A 15,040-nucleotide genomic window follows, 5' to 3' on the forward strand; every position below is an offset into this window, starting at 1 on the left:
GCTCTGGCATGACCCGGTCAAATCTGTCACTCTTTCGGCAGCCCGCGCCCCGACCCACAGGGGCGCGCGCCGCACCTGTGCACAGCGATCGCGCAAGCCCCACCCGGACCGCCCCGGCGCACCCCAGCCGGCCGGGCGGTCTTCGAGCAGGCCGGACCCGGCCGCCGCAAAGGAGTAGCGTGTGAGACCGACCCCCCACAGGGCCCTTGGCGTCGGCGCGGTCACCGCCGCCGCGCTGGCCGCCCTCGTCCTTCCCGGCACCCCCGCCGCCGCACGGCCCGCCACGGCTCCCGCCGCCTGCACCCCGGCGCAGGTGGTCGCCAACGGCGGCTTCGAGAGCGGCACTTCACCGTGGACCCAGTCCGCGTCCACCGTGATCACCAGCCGCTCCGGGCAGAGCCCCCACGGCGGCGGCTCCTACGCCTGGCTGGACGGCGTCGGCGGCACCCACACCGACACCCTCGCCCAGAGCGTCACCGTCCCGTCCGGATGCGGCGCCGCCACCCTCACCTTCTGGCTGCACGTCGACACCGCCGAGACGACCTCGTCCACCGCCTACGACACACTCACGGCCAAGCTCGGCGGCACCACGCTGGCCACCTACTCGAACCTGGACAAGAACACCGGCTACGTCAAGAAGTCGGTCGACGTGTCCGCGTTCGCCGGCCAGACCGTGAACCTGTCCTTCACCGGCACCGAGGACTCCAGCCTCCAGACGAGCTTCGTCCTGGACGACATCGCCCTCGACACCTCGGACGGCACCACACCACCGCCGGCCGACTCCGCACGGACCCCGGCGGCCCCGTCGTACACCGTGAACCTGAGCAGCGACACCAGCGGCACCGTCTGGACCGGGCGCGAGAGCGTCACCTTCACCAACGCCTCCGCCACCGCGCTCGGCGAGGTCTACCTCAGGCTCTGGGACAACTACCACGGCAGCTGCGACGCGATGCCCGTCAAGGTCGGCAACGTCACCGGCGGCACCGCCGGCGCCCTCTCCGTCGCGTGCACCGCCCTGAGGATCGACCTGCCGAGCCCGCTCGCCCAGGGCCAGAGCGCCACCATAGGCTTCGACCTCGGCATCACCGTGCCCAGCGGCGCCGACCGCTTCGGCCACGACGGCGCGTTCAGCTTCGTCGGCAACGCCCTGCCCGTCCTCGCCGTCCACGACAGCGCCGGCTGGCACCTGGACCCGTACACGAACAACGGCGAGTCCTTCTACTCCCTGGCCGCCGACTTCCGCGTCACCCTGGACCACCCCAGCACCCTGCTGGTCCCGGCCACCGGCACCTCCACGGACACGCCCGGCTCCAGCGGCCGTACCGTCACCACGGCCACCGCCTCCAAGGTCCGTGACTTCGCCTGGGCGGCGGGCCCCTTCACCAAGATCTCCGGCACCTCGGCCGCCGGCGTCCCGGTGAACGTCTACTCCGTCTCGGGGATCAGCTCCACCAGCGCCCAGTCGATGCTCAGCACCGCCAAGAGCGCGGTCGACGCCCACGCCTCCCGGTTCGGCGCCTACCCGTACGGCGAGCTGGACGCCGTCATCGACAACAACTACTGGTTCGGCGGCATGGAGTACCCCGGCTTCGTCCTCGACCTGGTCAGCACCACCGCGCTCACCCACGAGATCGCCCACCAGTGGTGGTACGGCATCGTCGGCGACGACGAGTACACCAGCCCCTGGCTGGACGAGTCGTTCACCGACTACGCCACCGACCTCGCCCAGGGCAAGACCGGGACCAACTGCTGGAGCGGCGTCTCCTGGGCCTCCAGCGCCGAGAAGATCACCAACTCGATGGCGTACTGGGACGCGCACTCCTCCCGGTACTCCACCGTCGTCTACGGCTACGGCAAGTGCGCCCTGCACGACCTGCGCCGCGTCCTCGGGGACACCGCCATGGCCAAGCTGCTGAAGGACTACGCGACCGCGCACTGGTACGGCGTGTCCACCACGGCCGAGTTCAAGGCGGCGGCCCAGGCGGCCACGAGCACGGACCTGACCTCCTTCTGGACGCAGCACCGCATCGAGGGGTGAGGGGCGCCCACACGGGTTGAAACCGGCCGCGGACGGCCTCGTTGGGCGCAGTCCGACGTGCGCGGGGCTCGGGCCCCGGGTCGGATGGATCCCGTGCGAATCCCCATATTCCGTTTCCGCGGCCGGTCCCGCCCGTGCCTCACCGGCGCCCTGACCTGCCTGCTGCTGTTCCTGTCCGGCCCCCCGGCCGCGTCCGACGCGACCGGGGGCGCGCCCGAGCGCGGCAGCGCCTACATGGGCATCGGCGTCCTCGCCCACGACGGCGAGTCCGGCGACCCGCCGCCGGACCCCCGCGCCTCCCAGACCGAGGGGGTGGACGTCTCCAGCCACCAACGCGACGTCGACTGGCCGACGCTGTGGAACAGCGGCACCAAGTGGGCGTACACCAAGGCCACCGAGGGGACGTCCTACACCAACCCCTACTTCACCCAGCAGTACGACGGCTCGTTCGACGCCGGCATGGTGCGCGGCGCCTACCACTTCGCCACCCCGGACACGGCCGGCGGCGCCGCCCAGGCCGACTGGTTCGTGCAGCACGGCGGCGGCTGGTCGAACGACGCCCGGACGCTCCCCGGCGCCCTCGACATGGAATGGAACCCGTACGGCGACTCCTGCTACGGCAAGTCCAAGAGCGGCATGGTCAGCTGGATCCGGGACTTCCTGGAGCGCTACAGGTCCCGCACCGGCCGGGACGCGGTCATCTACACGGCGACCAACTGGTGGACCGAGTGCACCGGCGACTACGCCGGCTTCGGCGCGACCAACCCGCTGTGGATCGCGCGCTACGCCTCGACGGCCGGTCCGCTGCCGGCCGGGTGGACGTCGTACACGATGTGGCAGTACACCTCCAGTGGCCCGACGGTCGGCGACCACGACCGCTTCAACGGCTCCCAGGACGGGCTGCGGGAGTTCGCCACCGGTGACGCACCGGACGCGCAGGCGCTGCGGACCCCCGGCTCCGGGACGGCGTCACGGTCCTGACCTCCGGGTCACGGCCAAAGGGCCGGGCGCCGGGACCGGGACCGGGCCGGCGCCGGTTAGGCTCGGAGCGTGCCGCACGTCGAGATACTCCAGCTGCTGGTGTCCCCGGTGCACCGCCTCGCGGGCCGGCCGGGCGACGGCCCGCCCGAGCTGCCGCCCGGCGAGCTCGTGACGAGCGCCGAGGTCCGCGCGGGTCTCGGCATCGTCGGGGACCGCTACTTCAACCACCCCGCCCACCGCAACGCCTCGATCACCCTCATGGCCGCCGAGCGGCTGCCGCAGCCGTACCCGGCCGACCTGCTGCGGACCCGGCGCAACGTCCTGCTGCGCGGGGTGGACATCGACGCCTGCGTGGGCAGGACCGTCTTCCTCGACTCCGGTTCCGGGCCGGTCGAACTGGAGGTGCGCAGCGCCGCCCGGCCCTGCGCCTGGATGGACACCACCCTCGGCCCCGGCGCCCAGCGAGCCCTGCGCGGCGGCGGGGGAGTGCGCTGCCGGCCGCTGACCGACGGCGTCCTCACCGTGGGCCCCGCCGTGTTCGGCGTCCGCGGACCGGCGGACCCGGCGCCCGGCGCGTAGCGCCCGCGTTCACCCGGCCGAGGCGGCCAACTGGTCGGCCAGCCGGTGGGCCTGGGCCAGCAGCGCGCCGTAGGTGGCGACCTCGTCGGGGTCGTCCGTCGTGGAGCGGACCAGGTCCCGGCGCAGCTCGCCGAGCGTGTCCCGCACCCGCCCCACCGCCTCGCACAGCTCGTCCTCGCACTCGTCGCCGAACCGGCTGTGGCTGTAGAGCCGCAGCGCGCGGGCGGTCTCGTACAGGAAGTCCGCGTAGCGCTGGGCGAGTTGCGGGTTCGGCCGGGGCGCCGAGCGGTCCTCGGCGGCGGCCTCCAGCACCGTGCGGGTCACCCCCGCGGTGTGCACGGCCGCGTAGTCCAGCACCACCAGCGCGTCGTCGTACCCCTTCCCGGGCAGCGGCAGGGCCGGCTTGCGGCGCCCGCGCAGGTTGACGCGCAGGCTCTCCCGGCTCCAGTCGACCGCCGAGCGGGCCTCCTCCACGAGCCCGTGCAGCCGCAGCGCGCGCTGGTGCCAGGCGTCGGCCTCCTCCGCGTCCCAGCGGCTCGCCGCCAGTCCGTCGGCCACGTCCCGCAGGATGTCGTGGGCCTCCTCGGTCGCGTCCCGCAGGACGGCACGGGTGTCGCGCAGATACAGCGGCGGCCGGACCAGCGCGTTCACGGCGATGCCGACCACCGCCCCGAACAGGGCCTCGGTGAGCCGGGCCGCGGAGGTGGCGACGGTGACCGATCCGTTGGTCAGGACGAACAGGGCGCCCGTGGCCGCGTAGATGCCCTGACTGCCCAGGCGGCGCCACTGGCCCAGCAGCATCACCAGGGGGAGCACCACCGCCATCGCGGCCACCGTGCTGTGCATCAGCAGTCCGACCGCGGTCGCCGCGACCGTGCCGGCCGCGATCGCCGCGAGCTGTTGCAGGCCGTGCGCGATCGAGCGGTACACGGTCGACTCCACCAGGACGACCGCCACCCACGGCGCGACGAAGGCGACCGGCGCCCGCAGCCACCAGCCCGCGACCGCCCACGCCACCCACGCGGCCAGCGCCGCCTTCACCGCCTGGACGGCCAGGTCCCGTTCCCGGCACGGTCCCGCCCAGGCCCGCCGCACCGCACCCGCGGCACCCGCCACGTCACTCCGTACTCCTTGCCAGGTCAGTCGTATCCCACGCACGGCGCCCCGGGTGCCACCGTCGGCCCGCCTCATGCCACCGGGGCGCTGCCGATGTGGCGGGGCCGGGACGGCGGCGGCCCTTGGCGTGGGCGCCGTACGGGGCGGCCGGCGGCGGGTCAGGCGGAGGACGCGTCCGTCCGTGCCGCCCTCCTCCAGGCGGCCTCGCGCAGCAGGCGCAGGCCGTTCAGGCCGACGAGGACCGTGGAACCCTCGTGGCCGAGGACGCCCAGCGGCAGCGGCAGCGTGCCCGCGAGGTCCCAGACGACCAGGCCGGAGATGAACGCCGCCGCGATGACGAGGTTCTGCACGACCAGGCGGCGGGCGCGGCGGGAGAGGGCGACGACAGCGGGCACCGCGGCCAGCTCGTTGCGCACGATCACCGCGTCGGCGGTCTCCAGCGCCAGATCGGACCCGGCGCGGCCCATCGCGACTCCGCTGTGCGCGGCGGCCAGCGCGGGCGCGTCGTTGACGCCGTCACCGACGACCAGCACCCGGCGGCCGGCGTCCTGCCGCTCCCGTACGACGGCCACCTTGTCCTCGGGCAGCAATCCGGCCCGGACGTCCTGGATGCCGACCTCGCCGGCCAGCCGGGCGGCGGCGCGCGCGTTGTCCCCGGTCAGCAGCGTCGGACGGGTCCCGGTCAGCGCGGTGAGCGCGGCGACGGTGACGGCGGCGTCCGGCCGCAGCCGGTCCGCGATCCCGAGCACCCCGGCCGGAACGCCGTCCACCACCACCAGCACGGCGGTACGGCCACCGGCTTCGAGCCGTGCGACGAGGGACGCGGCGGCGCGGCCGGCCGCCTGCCGGGTGGTGACCGGGGAAGCGGCGACGGGGGAGCCGTGCGGGTCCGTGTGCGACGGCCCGGTCGGCGCGCCGTCGTCCGGCGTCCCGCTCGTCCCGTCCAGCAGCCGGGCCGGCGTGCCCACCGCGACCGCGTGCTCCCCGACCGTGGCGGTGACGCCGACACCCGGTGCGGAGCGGAAGCCGCGGGCGATCGGAACGGCGAGGTCACGGGCGCGCGCGGCCTCCACCACGGCCCGGGCGAGCGGATGCTCGCTCGGATGCTCGGCCGCCGCCGCGAGCGTGAGCAGCTCGCGCTCGCCGGGACCGGCTCCGGGCAGCGGTACGACGTCCGTCACCTTCGGCGTGCCCTCGGTCAGGGTGCCCGTCTTGTCCAGCGCCACCGCGTCCACCTGCCCGAAGCGTTCCATCACCACCGCCGACTTCACCAGCACCCCGTGCCGGCCGGCGTTGGCGATCGCCGACAGCAGCGGCGGCATGGTCGCGAGCACCACCGCGCACGGCGAGGCGACGATCATGAACGTCATGGCCCGCAGCAGCGACCCGGTCAGCGCGGCGCCGAAGGCGAGCGGCACCGCGAACACGGCGAGCGTCGCGGCGACCATGCCCAGCGAGTAGCGCTGTTCGACCTTCTCGATGAACAGCTGGGTCGGGGCCTTGGTCCCGGACGCCTCCTGCACCATGCGCACGATCCGGGCGATCACCGAGTCGGCGGCGTCCCGGCCGACCCGCACCCGCAGCGCGCCGGTGCCGTTGAGGGTGCCGGCGAAGACCTCGTCGCCGGGCTCCTTGGCGACGGGCAGCGGTTCACCGGTGATGGTGGCCTGGTCGACCTCGCTCGTCCCGTCCAGCACCCGGCCGTCGGCGCCGATCCGCTCGCCGGGCCGCACCAGGACGGTGTCGCCGACGGTGAGGTCCGCGGGCGTGACCGTCTCCTCGGTGCCGTCCGCGCGCAGCCGGGTGGCGGTGGCGGGGGCGAGGTCGAGCAGGCCGCGCACCGAGTCGGCGGTCCGGGCGGTGGCGAGCGCCTCCAGCGCCCCGGAGGTGGCGAAGATGACGATCAGCAGGGCGCCGTCCATCACCTGGCCGACGGCCGCCGCGCCCAGCGCCGCCACGATCATCAGCAGGTCCACGTCCAGGGTCCGGCCGGCCAGTGCCCGCAGCCCCGCCCACGCGGGCTCCCAGCCGCCGGCCGCGTAGGCGAGCGCGTACGGCACGGCCCAGGCCCAGCCGGGGGCGCCGGTGAGCTGGAGGGGGAGGGCGAGCAGGAACAGCACCGTGGCCGCCGCCGCCCAGCGGGCCTCGGGCAGCGCGAGGACCCGGGTGCGACGCCGGGGCGCGGCGGGCTCGGCGCCCGCCGCCCCGGTGGACAGGGGGCGGCGGGCGGTGAGGACGGAGGGCATGGCGGGGGAACCCTTCGGCAGGGTGGACGGCAGTGCAGCATGGCTCACCATACAGGTACATATGAAGAATCTTTCAAGTGTCGTCTGTATGATGGCCCGCATGGGCCATGGAGCAACTCCCGCGCGGACGGCGGTTCCCCGTACGCGCCTGGACGCGGACAGTGCCGCGCGCGTGGCGACCACACTGCAGGCCCTGGCCACTCCGTCCCGGCTCCTGATCCTGTCCCGGCTGCGGGAGGGGCCGTGCGCGGCCACCGAGCTCGCCGCCGAGGTCGGCATGGAGCAGTCCGCGTGCTCGCACCAGCTGCGGCTGCTGCGCAACCTCGGCCTGGTCGTCGGCCGCCGCCAGGGCCGCTCGGTGATCTACGCCCTGTACGACGGCCATGTGGCCGAACTCCTCGACCAGGCCGTCTATCACATCGAGCACCTGCGATTGGGCCTGAGCGACGGCGCGGACGCCGGTCTGCCGGGGGAGGCGCCGTCCGGCGCCGCGCGTTAGGGGTTCGCCGGAAGCACTTCGCGGGAGGGGGGACCGGGATGGGCTGGGGGACACGGAGCGCCGAAGCGGACGAGGAGGCGCTGCGCAGGGCGGAACGGGCCGCCGCCGCCCACGGGCTGGGCGAGCGGACGCACACACAGCGCATCGGGAGCCGGACCACCGGTCTGGGCTGCGCGTCGCTGATGCCGGCACTGCTCTGTCTGGTCTTCGGTGCCGGCATGGTGTCCGGCCCCTACGGTCCCGGGGTGAAGGCCGCCGCCGTCGGCCTCCTCGTCCTGGCGGTCGTACTCCCCGTGGCCGGCTTCGTCGTCGAGGGCCGGCTCACCCACCGGGACACCCGCCTGCACGTGTTCGCCGGGGGCGTCGTCGTGACCGTGGGCGTGACCCGCACCCACGCCGTCACCTGGCCCGAACTGTCCGTCACCGAGCGGACCGAGACCACCTCCTACGGCCGGAACAGCCACGGCCCCGCCATCCACTGGCTGTACCTGGCCGGCCCGGACGGCACCCCGCTGGCCCGGATCAGCACCCGCCACCCCGCCGGCGCGGCCGTCGCCCGCGCGAAGGCCGAGCGGACCTGATCGGTCGCACCGGTGCGGGGCGGCCGTGCGGGGCCCGCCGGCTGTCCGGCCCGGGACGAGGCGGCTGCCCGTCACTCCAGGCGCGGCGGCGTCCAGTCGGCGTGGCGCAGGATCGCCCGTATCGTCACCCGGGACGGGGCCAGGCGCAGCCCGGTGTTGCGCAGGGCCACGGCCAGCGGCTGGGACAGTCGCTGGCCGAGCCGGCCCGCCTGCCGGGCCGCGCGGGCGACCGCCTGGGCGCGCGGGCGGCGCTCGGCGTCGTACCGGGCCAGCGCCGCGCCGACCGAGGCCTCCCCGGCCAGCGCGGCGGCCAGGGCGACCGCGTCCTCCAGGGCCTGGCAGGCGCCCTGGCCGAGGTGGGGCGTCATGGCGTGCGCCGCGTCGCCCAGCAGTGCCACCCGTCCCGCCGCGAACGACGGCAACGGCGTGGCCAGTTCGTGGATGTCGTGGTGCAGCACGGCCTCGGGCCGGGTGGCGGCCAGCAGCGCCGGAACCGGGTCGTGCCAGTCGCGGAAGCGGTGGCGGAGCATGCCGAGCGGGTCGGCGTGGCGGACGCCGGGCGGCGCGTTGAGCACCGCGTGCCACTCGGCGCGGCCGTCGGTGAACGCGATGTGCCCGAACTCGGCGCCCGCGCCCCAGGTCAGCTCGAAGTCGGTGGCCACCTCCAGCGGGCCTTCGGTCAGGGCCCGCAGCACCGTCGAACCGGCGTACACCGGACCGGGATGCTCGGGGAACAACTGCCCGCGCAGCCGGCTGTGCACGCCGTCCGCCGCGACGACCACGTCGGCCTCCAGGACGCCGTCGCCGACCGGCACGCCCACCCGGCCGGGAGCGGAGAGGTCGAGCGTGTCCACGGTCGCGCCGACGAGCAGGCACTCCTCGGGCAGTGCCGCGCGCAGCAGCCGGTGCAGGACCGCGCGCGGGATGCCGACGATGGGGGAGCCCAGCTCGCGCTCCAGCAGCGTCCCGTCCATGCGGGACAGCCACCGGCCCGCCGGGGTGCGCGTACCCCCGGTGTACTGCGGGCGCGCGGCCGCCCGGACCGCCGCGCCGACGCCCACCGCGTCCAGCGCGCGCAGCCCGTTGGCGTGCAGCGAGATGCCCGCGCCCGCGTCGGCGAGGACGGCGGCCCGCTCCACCACCCGGACCTCCCAGCCGACCCGGCGCAGGCCCAGTGCCGCGGCCAGCCCGCCGATACCGCCCCCGACCACCACCGCCGTACCGCCCATGCCGGTCCCCTCCCGTGGGTTTCTACATCTGTAGAAGTTGTTGGGGCACCCTAGCGCGTCGTTCTACAGACGTAGAAGGCGGGTGTAGAAAGAGGAGGTGGCCACAGACCGACGTACCCTCCTCGCCGACACGGCGATCACCGTGCTCGCCGACAGCGGCATGCGCGGGCTGACGCACCGCGCCGTGGACCGCGCGGCCCGGCTGCCGACCGGCACCACCTCCGCGTACTACCGCACCCGTCAGGCCCTCCTCACCGCCCTGGTCCGGCGACTGGTGGCGCTGGACCAGGCGGAGCTCGAGGAGAGGGGCGCCGCCACGCCCGTGCCGCGGACCGCCGGCGAACTGACGGCCGGCATCGCCGCGCTGGTCGAAGCGCGGCTCACCGGAGAGGGGCGCCGGCGGTCCCTCGCCCGCTACGCCTGCGCCGTCGAGAGCGCGCACCACCCCGAACTGCGCGAGATCCTCGTGCCGCGCGAGAACCAGGGGCGGCGGGTCGTGCGCGCCTTCCTCGCCGCGCAGGGCGTCGCGGACCCGGAGGAGCGCACGGTGACCCTGCTGACGTGCGTGGACGGGCTGGTCTTCGACCGCCTGGTGAACGGCGGCGGCGTACGGGAGGAGGAGATCAGCGGCCTCGTCACGGCAGCGCTCCGCTGAGCGAGGGTGCCGGGGGGGGGCTCGGCGCCGTGGTATGGGGCCGGTCCTGGGTCTCCTCGGCGCCTGCCGGGTGCCGGCGTGGTGGTACGGCGAGCGGTGTCCGCGGGGCCGCTCCCGGACGATGGGGCCGGTCGGCCCTGGGGTCCCGGCATCCGTCGCGCGCCGGGTCGCGTCAGGGGGGCACCGCGCGCAGTGTCCGCAGGACCGCCCAGACGACGGAGACCAGGGGGACCGCGACGACGGCGCCGATCACCCCGGCGACGATGCTTCCCGCGATGACCGACACGGCCACGACGAGCGGGTGCAGCCGTACCGCCCAGCTCATCACCACCGGATGCAGCACGTGCCCCTCCAGCTGGCCGATCACCACGATCAGCACCAGCACGCCGGCCGCCGTCAGCGGACCCCGGCCGGCGAGCGCGACGATCGTGGCGACCCCGAGCGCCACCGGTGAGCCCACCAGCGGAACGAACGCCGCGAAGAACTCCAGCAGCGTCAGCGGCAGCGCGAGCGGTACCCGCAGCACCAGCAGGACCACTCCCACCAGGACGGCGTTGGTGGCGGCCACGATGATGATGCCGCGCGTGTACCCCGCGAAGGTCCGCCAGGCCGCCCGCCCCGCCCGGTCCCACACCGGGCGGGCACCGCTCGGCAGCAGCTGGTCCCGTGCCCAGCTCCACAGGCGCTCGCCCGAGTGCAGGAAGAACACCGAGGCGAACAGCGCGAGCGCGACGCCGGTGATCAGCTCGACCACCCGGCCCAGCTCGTTGACCGCGCTGCTGAGCAGAGCGGCCCGGTGCGTGGAGATGTAGTGCGTCACCTGGCTCTGGAGCCCGGAGAGCGCGTCGGAGCTGAGCCGGAACGGCGGCCGGCGCAGCCACTGCTCGATACGGTGGACCCCGCCCCTGAACTCCTGAGCCAGCCGGGCGGACTCGCCCGCCACCGCGCTGCCCACCAGCGCGAACAGGCCCAGCAGCAGCGCCAGACTGCCCACCAGCACGATCGCCACGCTCAGCGGTCTCGGCAGGAACCGGCTCAGCAGATCGGTCAGCGGGTGCAGTACGGATGTCACGACCAGCGCCAGGAACAGCGCGACGGCGATGAGCTGGAAGCTGCCGAGGATGCTGAAGACGCCGTAGACGACGATGCCGACGAGGATCAGCCGCCAGGCGTAGGCCGCGGCGACCCGCAGCCATTTCACCGTGCGCTCGGCCGGCGCCGCCCGCTGCTCCGGGCGGGTCACGGACGGCAGCCGCACGGAGTGCGCCGGCCGGCTGCCCAGCACCGCGCGCCCGGCCCGGCGTCCGCCGCCCCGCCCGGCCGCCCGTCGGTGCGCATCGTCCACCACCGCTCCCGCCTCCTCTCCGCACCGAGCGGCGTCCCCGCTGACAGCCGGTCACCTCCACAGCACCGTAAGCACACGACGCGGAAGGGGCGCGCGGAACGCACCCGGGGCCGGGTCGGGATCGCCGGCGGGGGCGGGGCGGGTACCTCTAGTGAGCGGTCCCGTCGCCGTCGGCCGACGCGTGCGGGCTCCCGCCGAGCACCGCGGGCTGCTCGCCGCGGCGGTAGCGGGCGATCGCCTTCCCGAGCTCGATCCGTTCCGGCTCGGGGAGCGTGCCTCCCTGGGCGTAGGCCAGGATGTGCTCGGCGACCGTGCGCAGCTTGACGTTCGTGCGCTGGGAGACGTCCCGCAGCGCACGCCAGGCCTCTTCCGGGGCCATCCGCCCGAGGACGACGACGGCGCCGATCGCCTGGTCGATCAGGGCGTGCGAGGTCACGGCGCGTTGGAGCTGCCGGTTCTCTTCCTCCAACCGGTGGTACTCCGACGCCAGCTCGGTGGCGGAGAGCAGGACCAGCGGCTGATGCCGGGAGAGAGCGAAGAAGGCCATGGAGCACCTTTTCGGGAGGGGAGCGACACTGCTACGCCTGCCCCCGGTGGGCGCTTGCACACGATGGAACCAGGCTCACCCGCCCCGGTCACGGTGTGCGGCCCGCGCGGTGCGGCGCACCCCGTCCAAGGCGTCCTTCGCCCGGCGCCGCCCTGACCGCCGCGCCGCCTCAGCCCGTCCCGGCCCGTCAGCCCGGCTGCTCGTGGACCCCGCTCACTGTCGGCCGGGCTCACTGCCGCCCCGGCTTCCCGCCGGCCGGGCCCCAGGTCGGCCGGCGGCCACGGCATCCCTGTCAGTCCGGCCCCCTCGTGTCCTCGGCCGCGCGCTCCACCGGCAGCAGTTCGCGGATGTCGGCCGGCAGCGCCCCGTCCATCCGCTCGGTCAGCTCCGGGGCGAGTGCGGCGTCCAGCACCTCCATCACGGCGGCGGCCTCCCGCAGCGCCGTCTCCTCGTCGGTGCCGGCCCGGACGGCGATGCGTCCGGCGAACGCCGTCAGCCCGAACGCCTCGGCCGCCGTGCCGGAGTCCGGCCCGGCGGACGCGTCGGCCGCCTCCCGCATGGCCGCCGCCATGTCCGGCGGCAGCTGGGCGGCCACGTGCCGGGCCAGCCCGGCCGGCAGCCGTTCCGCCAGGGTGCTCACCACCGCGTGCGCCGCCCGCTCGGCCGCCTCGCGGTCGGGCAGCTGGGCCAGTGCCTGCACCTTTCCGATCATCTCGTCGTGCCGCATGAGACCGGTCCCTTCCGCGCGAAGTGCCGACGGTGCGCCCGCCCGTCCCCCGGGCGCAGCGGCACCGGGCGAGTACCCCGCGCCCGCCGGACTACGAACGGCCGCTACCGCCGCCGCCCGGCCTCAGCCCTCCGCCGTCTGCTGCGTCCACGTCCACGCGTACTGCAGCCAGTCCGCCACCGTCAGCGCGCCGAAGCCCGCGCACACCAGCCGGGTGAGGCGGGGCGCCGCCGCGTACGAGCAGACCAGGGCGCCGGTGGTCCAGGCGGCCACGCAGAACGGGCAGGACACCAGGTCGCCGACCGCGCGCCGGAGGCCGTCGCCGCGCGGCTCGTCCATGACCTCGCTCGCCTCGCCCTCGTCCGCGCGGCGGGTGAACGGCGCCCGCAGGAAGCTGGTGATCTTGTCCTTGGCCAGGACCCGCGAGGTCTCGTACGCGGCGGCGCCCAGCAGTGCGACGTCCCAGGGCGGCACCTGCTGCGGCAGGCGGACGCCCCGGCGCCGGGCCAGCAGCGCGAAGGCGCCGGTGCCCGCGAGGAAGACGGAGGCGAGGACGGCATAGCCTCCCAGCGGTACCTCGCCCTGGTCGTCGTAGCGTGCGGCGTCCATGGCCATGCGACCTCCCAGCCTTCCGGTGCGTCTTCCGTCCCGCTCAAGGCGCGCGACGGGTTCCCCCGTCCACCGCGGCGACACGTGACGTTCCGGTCCGCGAGGGAGTACCCTATCCCTATTCATCGAATGATGAATTAATGAGCCGCTCACTGCTCTCGACCGGAAGGGCGGGACCGCCATGGAGAAGACCACCTGCTGTGTCGTCGGCGGAGGCCCCGCGGGCATGGTGCTCGCCCTGCTGCTGGCCCGGGCCGGGATCGCGGTGACCGTGCTGGAGAAGCACGCCGACTTCCTGCGCGACTTCCGCGGCGACACCGTCCACCCGTCGACCCTGGCGCTGCTGGACGACCTCGGCCTGGCCGGGGAGTTCGCCCGGCTTCCGCAGCGCCGGGTCCGCACCCTCCAGCTCCCGCTCGGCGCCGGCCGCTCGCCGGTCACCGTGGCGGACCTCTCCGCACTTCCCGGGCCCCACAACTACGTGGCGATGGTGCCCCAGTGGGACCTGCTCGACCTCCTCGCCGACCAGGCCCGCCGCGAGCCGTCCTTCGAACTGAGGATGAACACGGAGGCCACCTCCCTCGTCGTCGAGTCCGGACGGGTCACCGGGGTCCGCTACCGCCGCTCCGACGGCCGCACCGGCGAGCTGCGCGCCCTCCTCACCGTCGCCTGCGACGGCCGCGGATCGCTGGCCCGCGCCCTCCCCGAACTGGGCCTGCGCCACTTCGCCTGCCCGATGGACGCCTGGTGGTTCCGCCTGCCGCGGCGCGAGGACGACCCGAGCGGGCTCGTCGGCGGCGCCGGCGAGGGCTTCCTCACCGCCATGATCGACCGCGGTGACTACTGGCAGTGCGCCGCGCTCATCCCCAAGGGCACCGACGCCGAGCGCCGCGCCGCCGGCCTGGACCGCTTCCTGGCCGCCTTCGCCGACGCCGTCCCCTGGATCGCCGACCGGACGCACGCGCTGCGCTCCTGGGACGACGTCAAGCTCCTCGACGTCCACCTGGACCGGCTGCGCCGCTGGCACCGCCCCGGCCTGCTGTGCATCGGCGACGCGGCGCACGCCATGTCCCCGGTCTTCGGCATCGGGATCAACCTCGCCGTGCAGGACGCCGTGGCCACCGCCCGCCACCTGGCCGGGCCCCTGAGCCGCGGCACCGTCGGGCCGCGTGACGTACACGCCGTGCAGCGCCGCCGCCGTCCCACCACGGTCGTCGCCCAGGCGCTGCAACGGGCGGCCCACGCCCGCGTCATCGCGCCGGTCCTGGACGGCCGGCCGCCCCTGGGCGGCGCGCGGCGCGCCGAGCGCCTCGCGGCCCTGCTCGGCGACGCGCCGTGGCTGCGCCGCGTCCCCGCCTACTTCATCGCCTACGGCGCCCTGCGGGAACGCCCGCCGAAGGAAGCGACGCGCCGACGCCCGGCGCGCACACCGGCACGTGGGTCCTCCCGATGAGGGGGGTGGGGTGAGTGTTCCGGGTGAGTCGGGTGAGGGTCTTGCCTGTCGGTGCGCGGGGCCTACCGGTGGGTGCGTGGGGGTGCGGGCGGGGCCCCAGGGGAGAGTGGCGCACCGGCGGGCGGGTTTTCCCGCTGAGCGCGTGAGGCGCAGGCGGGCGAGTGCTCTCGGTGAGCGTGTCGGTGGGGGCGGGTGTTCCTGGTGAGCGTGTGGGGCGTGGCGACTGCTTTCGGCGCGTGGCCGTATCGGTGCGCGGGGGCTTCCCGGTGGGTGCGTGGGGGTGCGGGCCGGTCCCCACCGGCGAGGGGGCGCACCGGCGGGCGGGTTTTCGCGGTGACGCGGGTGAGGTGGGGGCGGGTGCTCTCGGGAGGTGGCGGCATCGGCTCGCGGAGCTTCCCGCTGAGCGCCCGAGGCGCGGGCAGGTGCTCCCGGCGA

At 75.2% G+C, this 15,040-nt stretch carries 14 protein-coding genes; 7 read left to right on the forward strand and 7 right to left on the reverse strand.

Annotated elements, in window-relative coordinates; translation table 11 throughout:
• Positions 1 to 181: 181 nt before the first annotated feature.
• The 3 genes from ACZ5DC_RS23570 (at position 182) to ACZ5DC_RS23580 (ending at position 3,598) form a co-directional block, all read left to right on the forward strand.
• Positions 182 to 2,038 (forward strand): M1 family metallopeptidase, encoded by a 1,857-nt coding sequence (locus ACZ5DC_RS23570; RefSeq protein WP_468655641.1) that lies wholly within the window; start codon positions 182 to 184, stop codon positions 2,036 to 2,038.
• Positions 2,039 to 2,122: 84 nt separating this feature from the next.
• The gene (locus tag ACZ5DC_RS23575) at positions 2,123 to 3,019 is read left to right on the forward strand and encodes a lysozyme (RefSeq protein WP_468655643.1); all 897 of its coding nucleotides are present in this window, start codon (positions 2,123 to 2,125) and stop codon (positions 3,017 to 3,019) included.
• Positions 3,020 to 3,088: 69 nt separating this feature from the next.
• On the forward strand, positions 3,089 to 3,598 hold the full coding sequence (locus ACZ5DC_RS23580) for a molybdenum cofactor biosysynthesis protein (RefSeq protein WP_468655644.1): 510 nt from the start codon (positions 3,089 to 3,091) through the stop codon (positions 3,596 to 3,598).
• Between the two features lie 9 nt (positions 3,599 to 3,607).
• Here the strand turns inward: ACZ5DC_RS23580 and ACZ5DC_RS23585 are convergent, their stop codons facing one another.
• Both ACZ5DC_RS23585 and ACZ5DC_RS23590 read right to left on the reverse strand, forming a co-directional pair.
• Positions 3,608 to 4,714, reverse strand: a complete 1,107-nt coding sequence (locus ACZ5DC_RS23585) for an FUSC family protein (protein WP_468655646.1) — start codon at positions 4,712 to 4,714, stop codon at positions 3,608 to 3,610.
• Between the two features lie 158 nt (positions 4,715 to 4,872).
• Complete coding sequence (locus ACZ5DC_RS23590; protein WP_468656092.1) at positions 4,873 to 6,960, reverse strand: heavy metal translocating P-type ATPase; 2,088 nt, start codon at positions 6,958 to 6,960, stop codon at positions 4,873 to 4,875.
• A 100-nt stretch (positions 6,961 to 7,060) separates the two neighbouring features.
• Here ACZ5DC_RS23590 and ACZ5DC_RS23595 point away from each other — a divergent pair, with 100 nt between their 5' ends.
• Positions 7,061 to 7,459, forward strand: a complete 399-nt coding sequence (locus ACZ5DC_RS23595; protein WP_468655648.1) for an ArsR/SmtB family transcription factor — start codon at positions 7,061 to 7,063, stop codon at positions 7,457 to 7,459.
• Between the two features lie 38 nt (positions 7,460 to 7,497).
• Entirely contained in the window at positions 7,498 to 8,040 is a 543-nt protein-coding gene (locus ACZ5DC_RS23600; protein WP_468655650.1) for a hypothetical protein, read from the forward strand.
• Between the two features lie 71 nt (positions 8,041 to 8,111).
• Here the strand turns inward: ACZ5DC_RS23600 and ACZ5DC_RS23605 are convergent, their stop codons facing one another.
• Complete coding sequence (locus tag ACZ5DC_RS23605) at positions 8,112 to 9,269, reverse strand: FAD-dependent monooxygenase (RefSeq protein ID WP_468655652.1); 1,158 nt, start codon at positions 9,267 to 9,269, stop codon at positions 8,112 to 8,114.
• Positions 9,270 to 9,366: 97 nt separating this feature from the next.
• Here ACZ5DC_RS23605 and ACZ5DC_RS23610 point away from each other — a divergent pair, with 97 nt between their 5' ends.
• Positions 9,367 to 9,924, forward strand: a complete 558-nt coding sequence (locus ACZ5DC_RS23610; protein ID WP_468655654.1) for a TetR/AcrR family transcriptional regulator — start codon at positions 9,367 to 9,369, stop codon at positions 9,922 to 9,924.
• 172 nt (positions 9,925 to 10,096) lie between these two features.
• On the opposite strand, the gene ACZ5DC_RS23615 is transcribed toward ACZ5DC_RS23610, so the two are convergent.
• The 4 genes from ACZ5DC_RS23615 to ACZ5DC_RS23630 all read right to left on the reverse strand — a co-directional run bounded on the left by ACZ5DC_RS23615 (position 10,097) and on the right by ACZ5DC_RS23630 (position 13,158).
• Positions 10,097 to 11,269 (reverse strand): AI-2E family transporter, encoded by a 1,173-nt coding sequence (locus ACZ5DC_RS23615; RefSeq protein WP_468655656.1) that lies wholly within the window; start codon positions 11,267 to 11,269, stop codon positions 10,097 to 10,099.
• A gap of 148 nt (positions 11,270 to 11,417) precedes the next feature.
• Complete coding sequence (locus ACZ5DC_RS23620; RefSeq protein WP_468655658.1) at positions 11,418 to 11,816, reverse strand: ANTAR domain-containing protein; 399 nt, start codon at positions 11,814 to 11,816, stop codon at positions 11,418 to 11,420.
• A gap of 292 nt (positions 11,817 to 12,108) precedes the next feature.
• Positions 12,109 to 12,543, reverse strand: coding sequence for a DUF2267 domain-containing protein (locus tag ACZ5DC_RS23625; RefSeq protein ID WP_468655660.1), 435 nt, complete (start codon positions 12,541 to 12,543; stop codon positions 12,109 to 12,111).
• A gap of 123 nt (positions 12,544 to 12,666) precedes the next feature.
• Positions 12,667 to 13,158, reverse strand: coding sequence for a DUF1360 domain-containing protein (locus ACZ5DC_RS23630; RefSeq protein ID WP_468655662.1), 492 nt, complete (start codon positions 13,156 to 13,158; stop codon positions 12,667 to 12,669).
• A gap of 175 nt (positions 13,159 to 13,333) precedes the next feature.
• Between ACZ5DC_RS23630 and ACZ5DC_RS23635 the strand changes: the two genes are divergently transcribed.
• The gene (locus ACZ5DC_RS23635; protein WP_468655664.1) at positions 13,334 to 14,605 is read left to right on the forward strand and encodes an FAD-dependent oxidoreductase; all 1,272 of its coding nucleotides are present in this window, start codon (positions 13,334 to 13,336) and stop codon (positions 14,603 to 14,605) included.
• The last annotated feature ends 435 nt before the right edge of the window (positions 14,606 to 15,040 follow it).

The sequence above is a fragment of the Streptomyces sp. NPDC031445 genome (genome assembly GCF_055581365.1).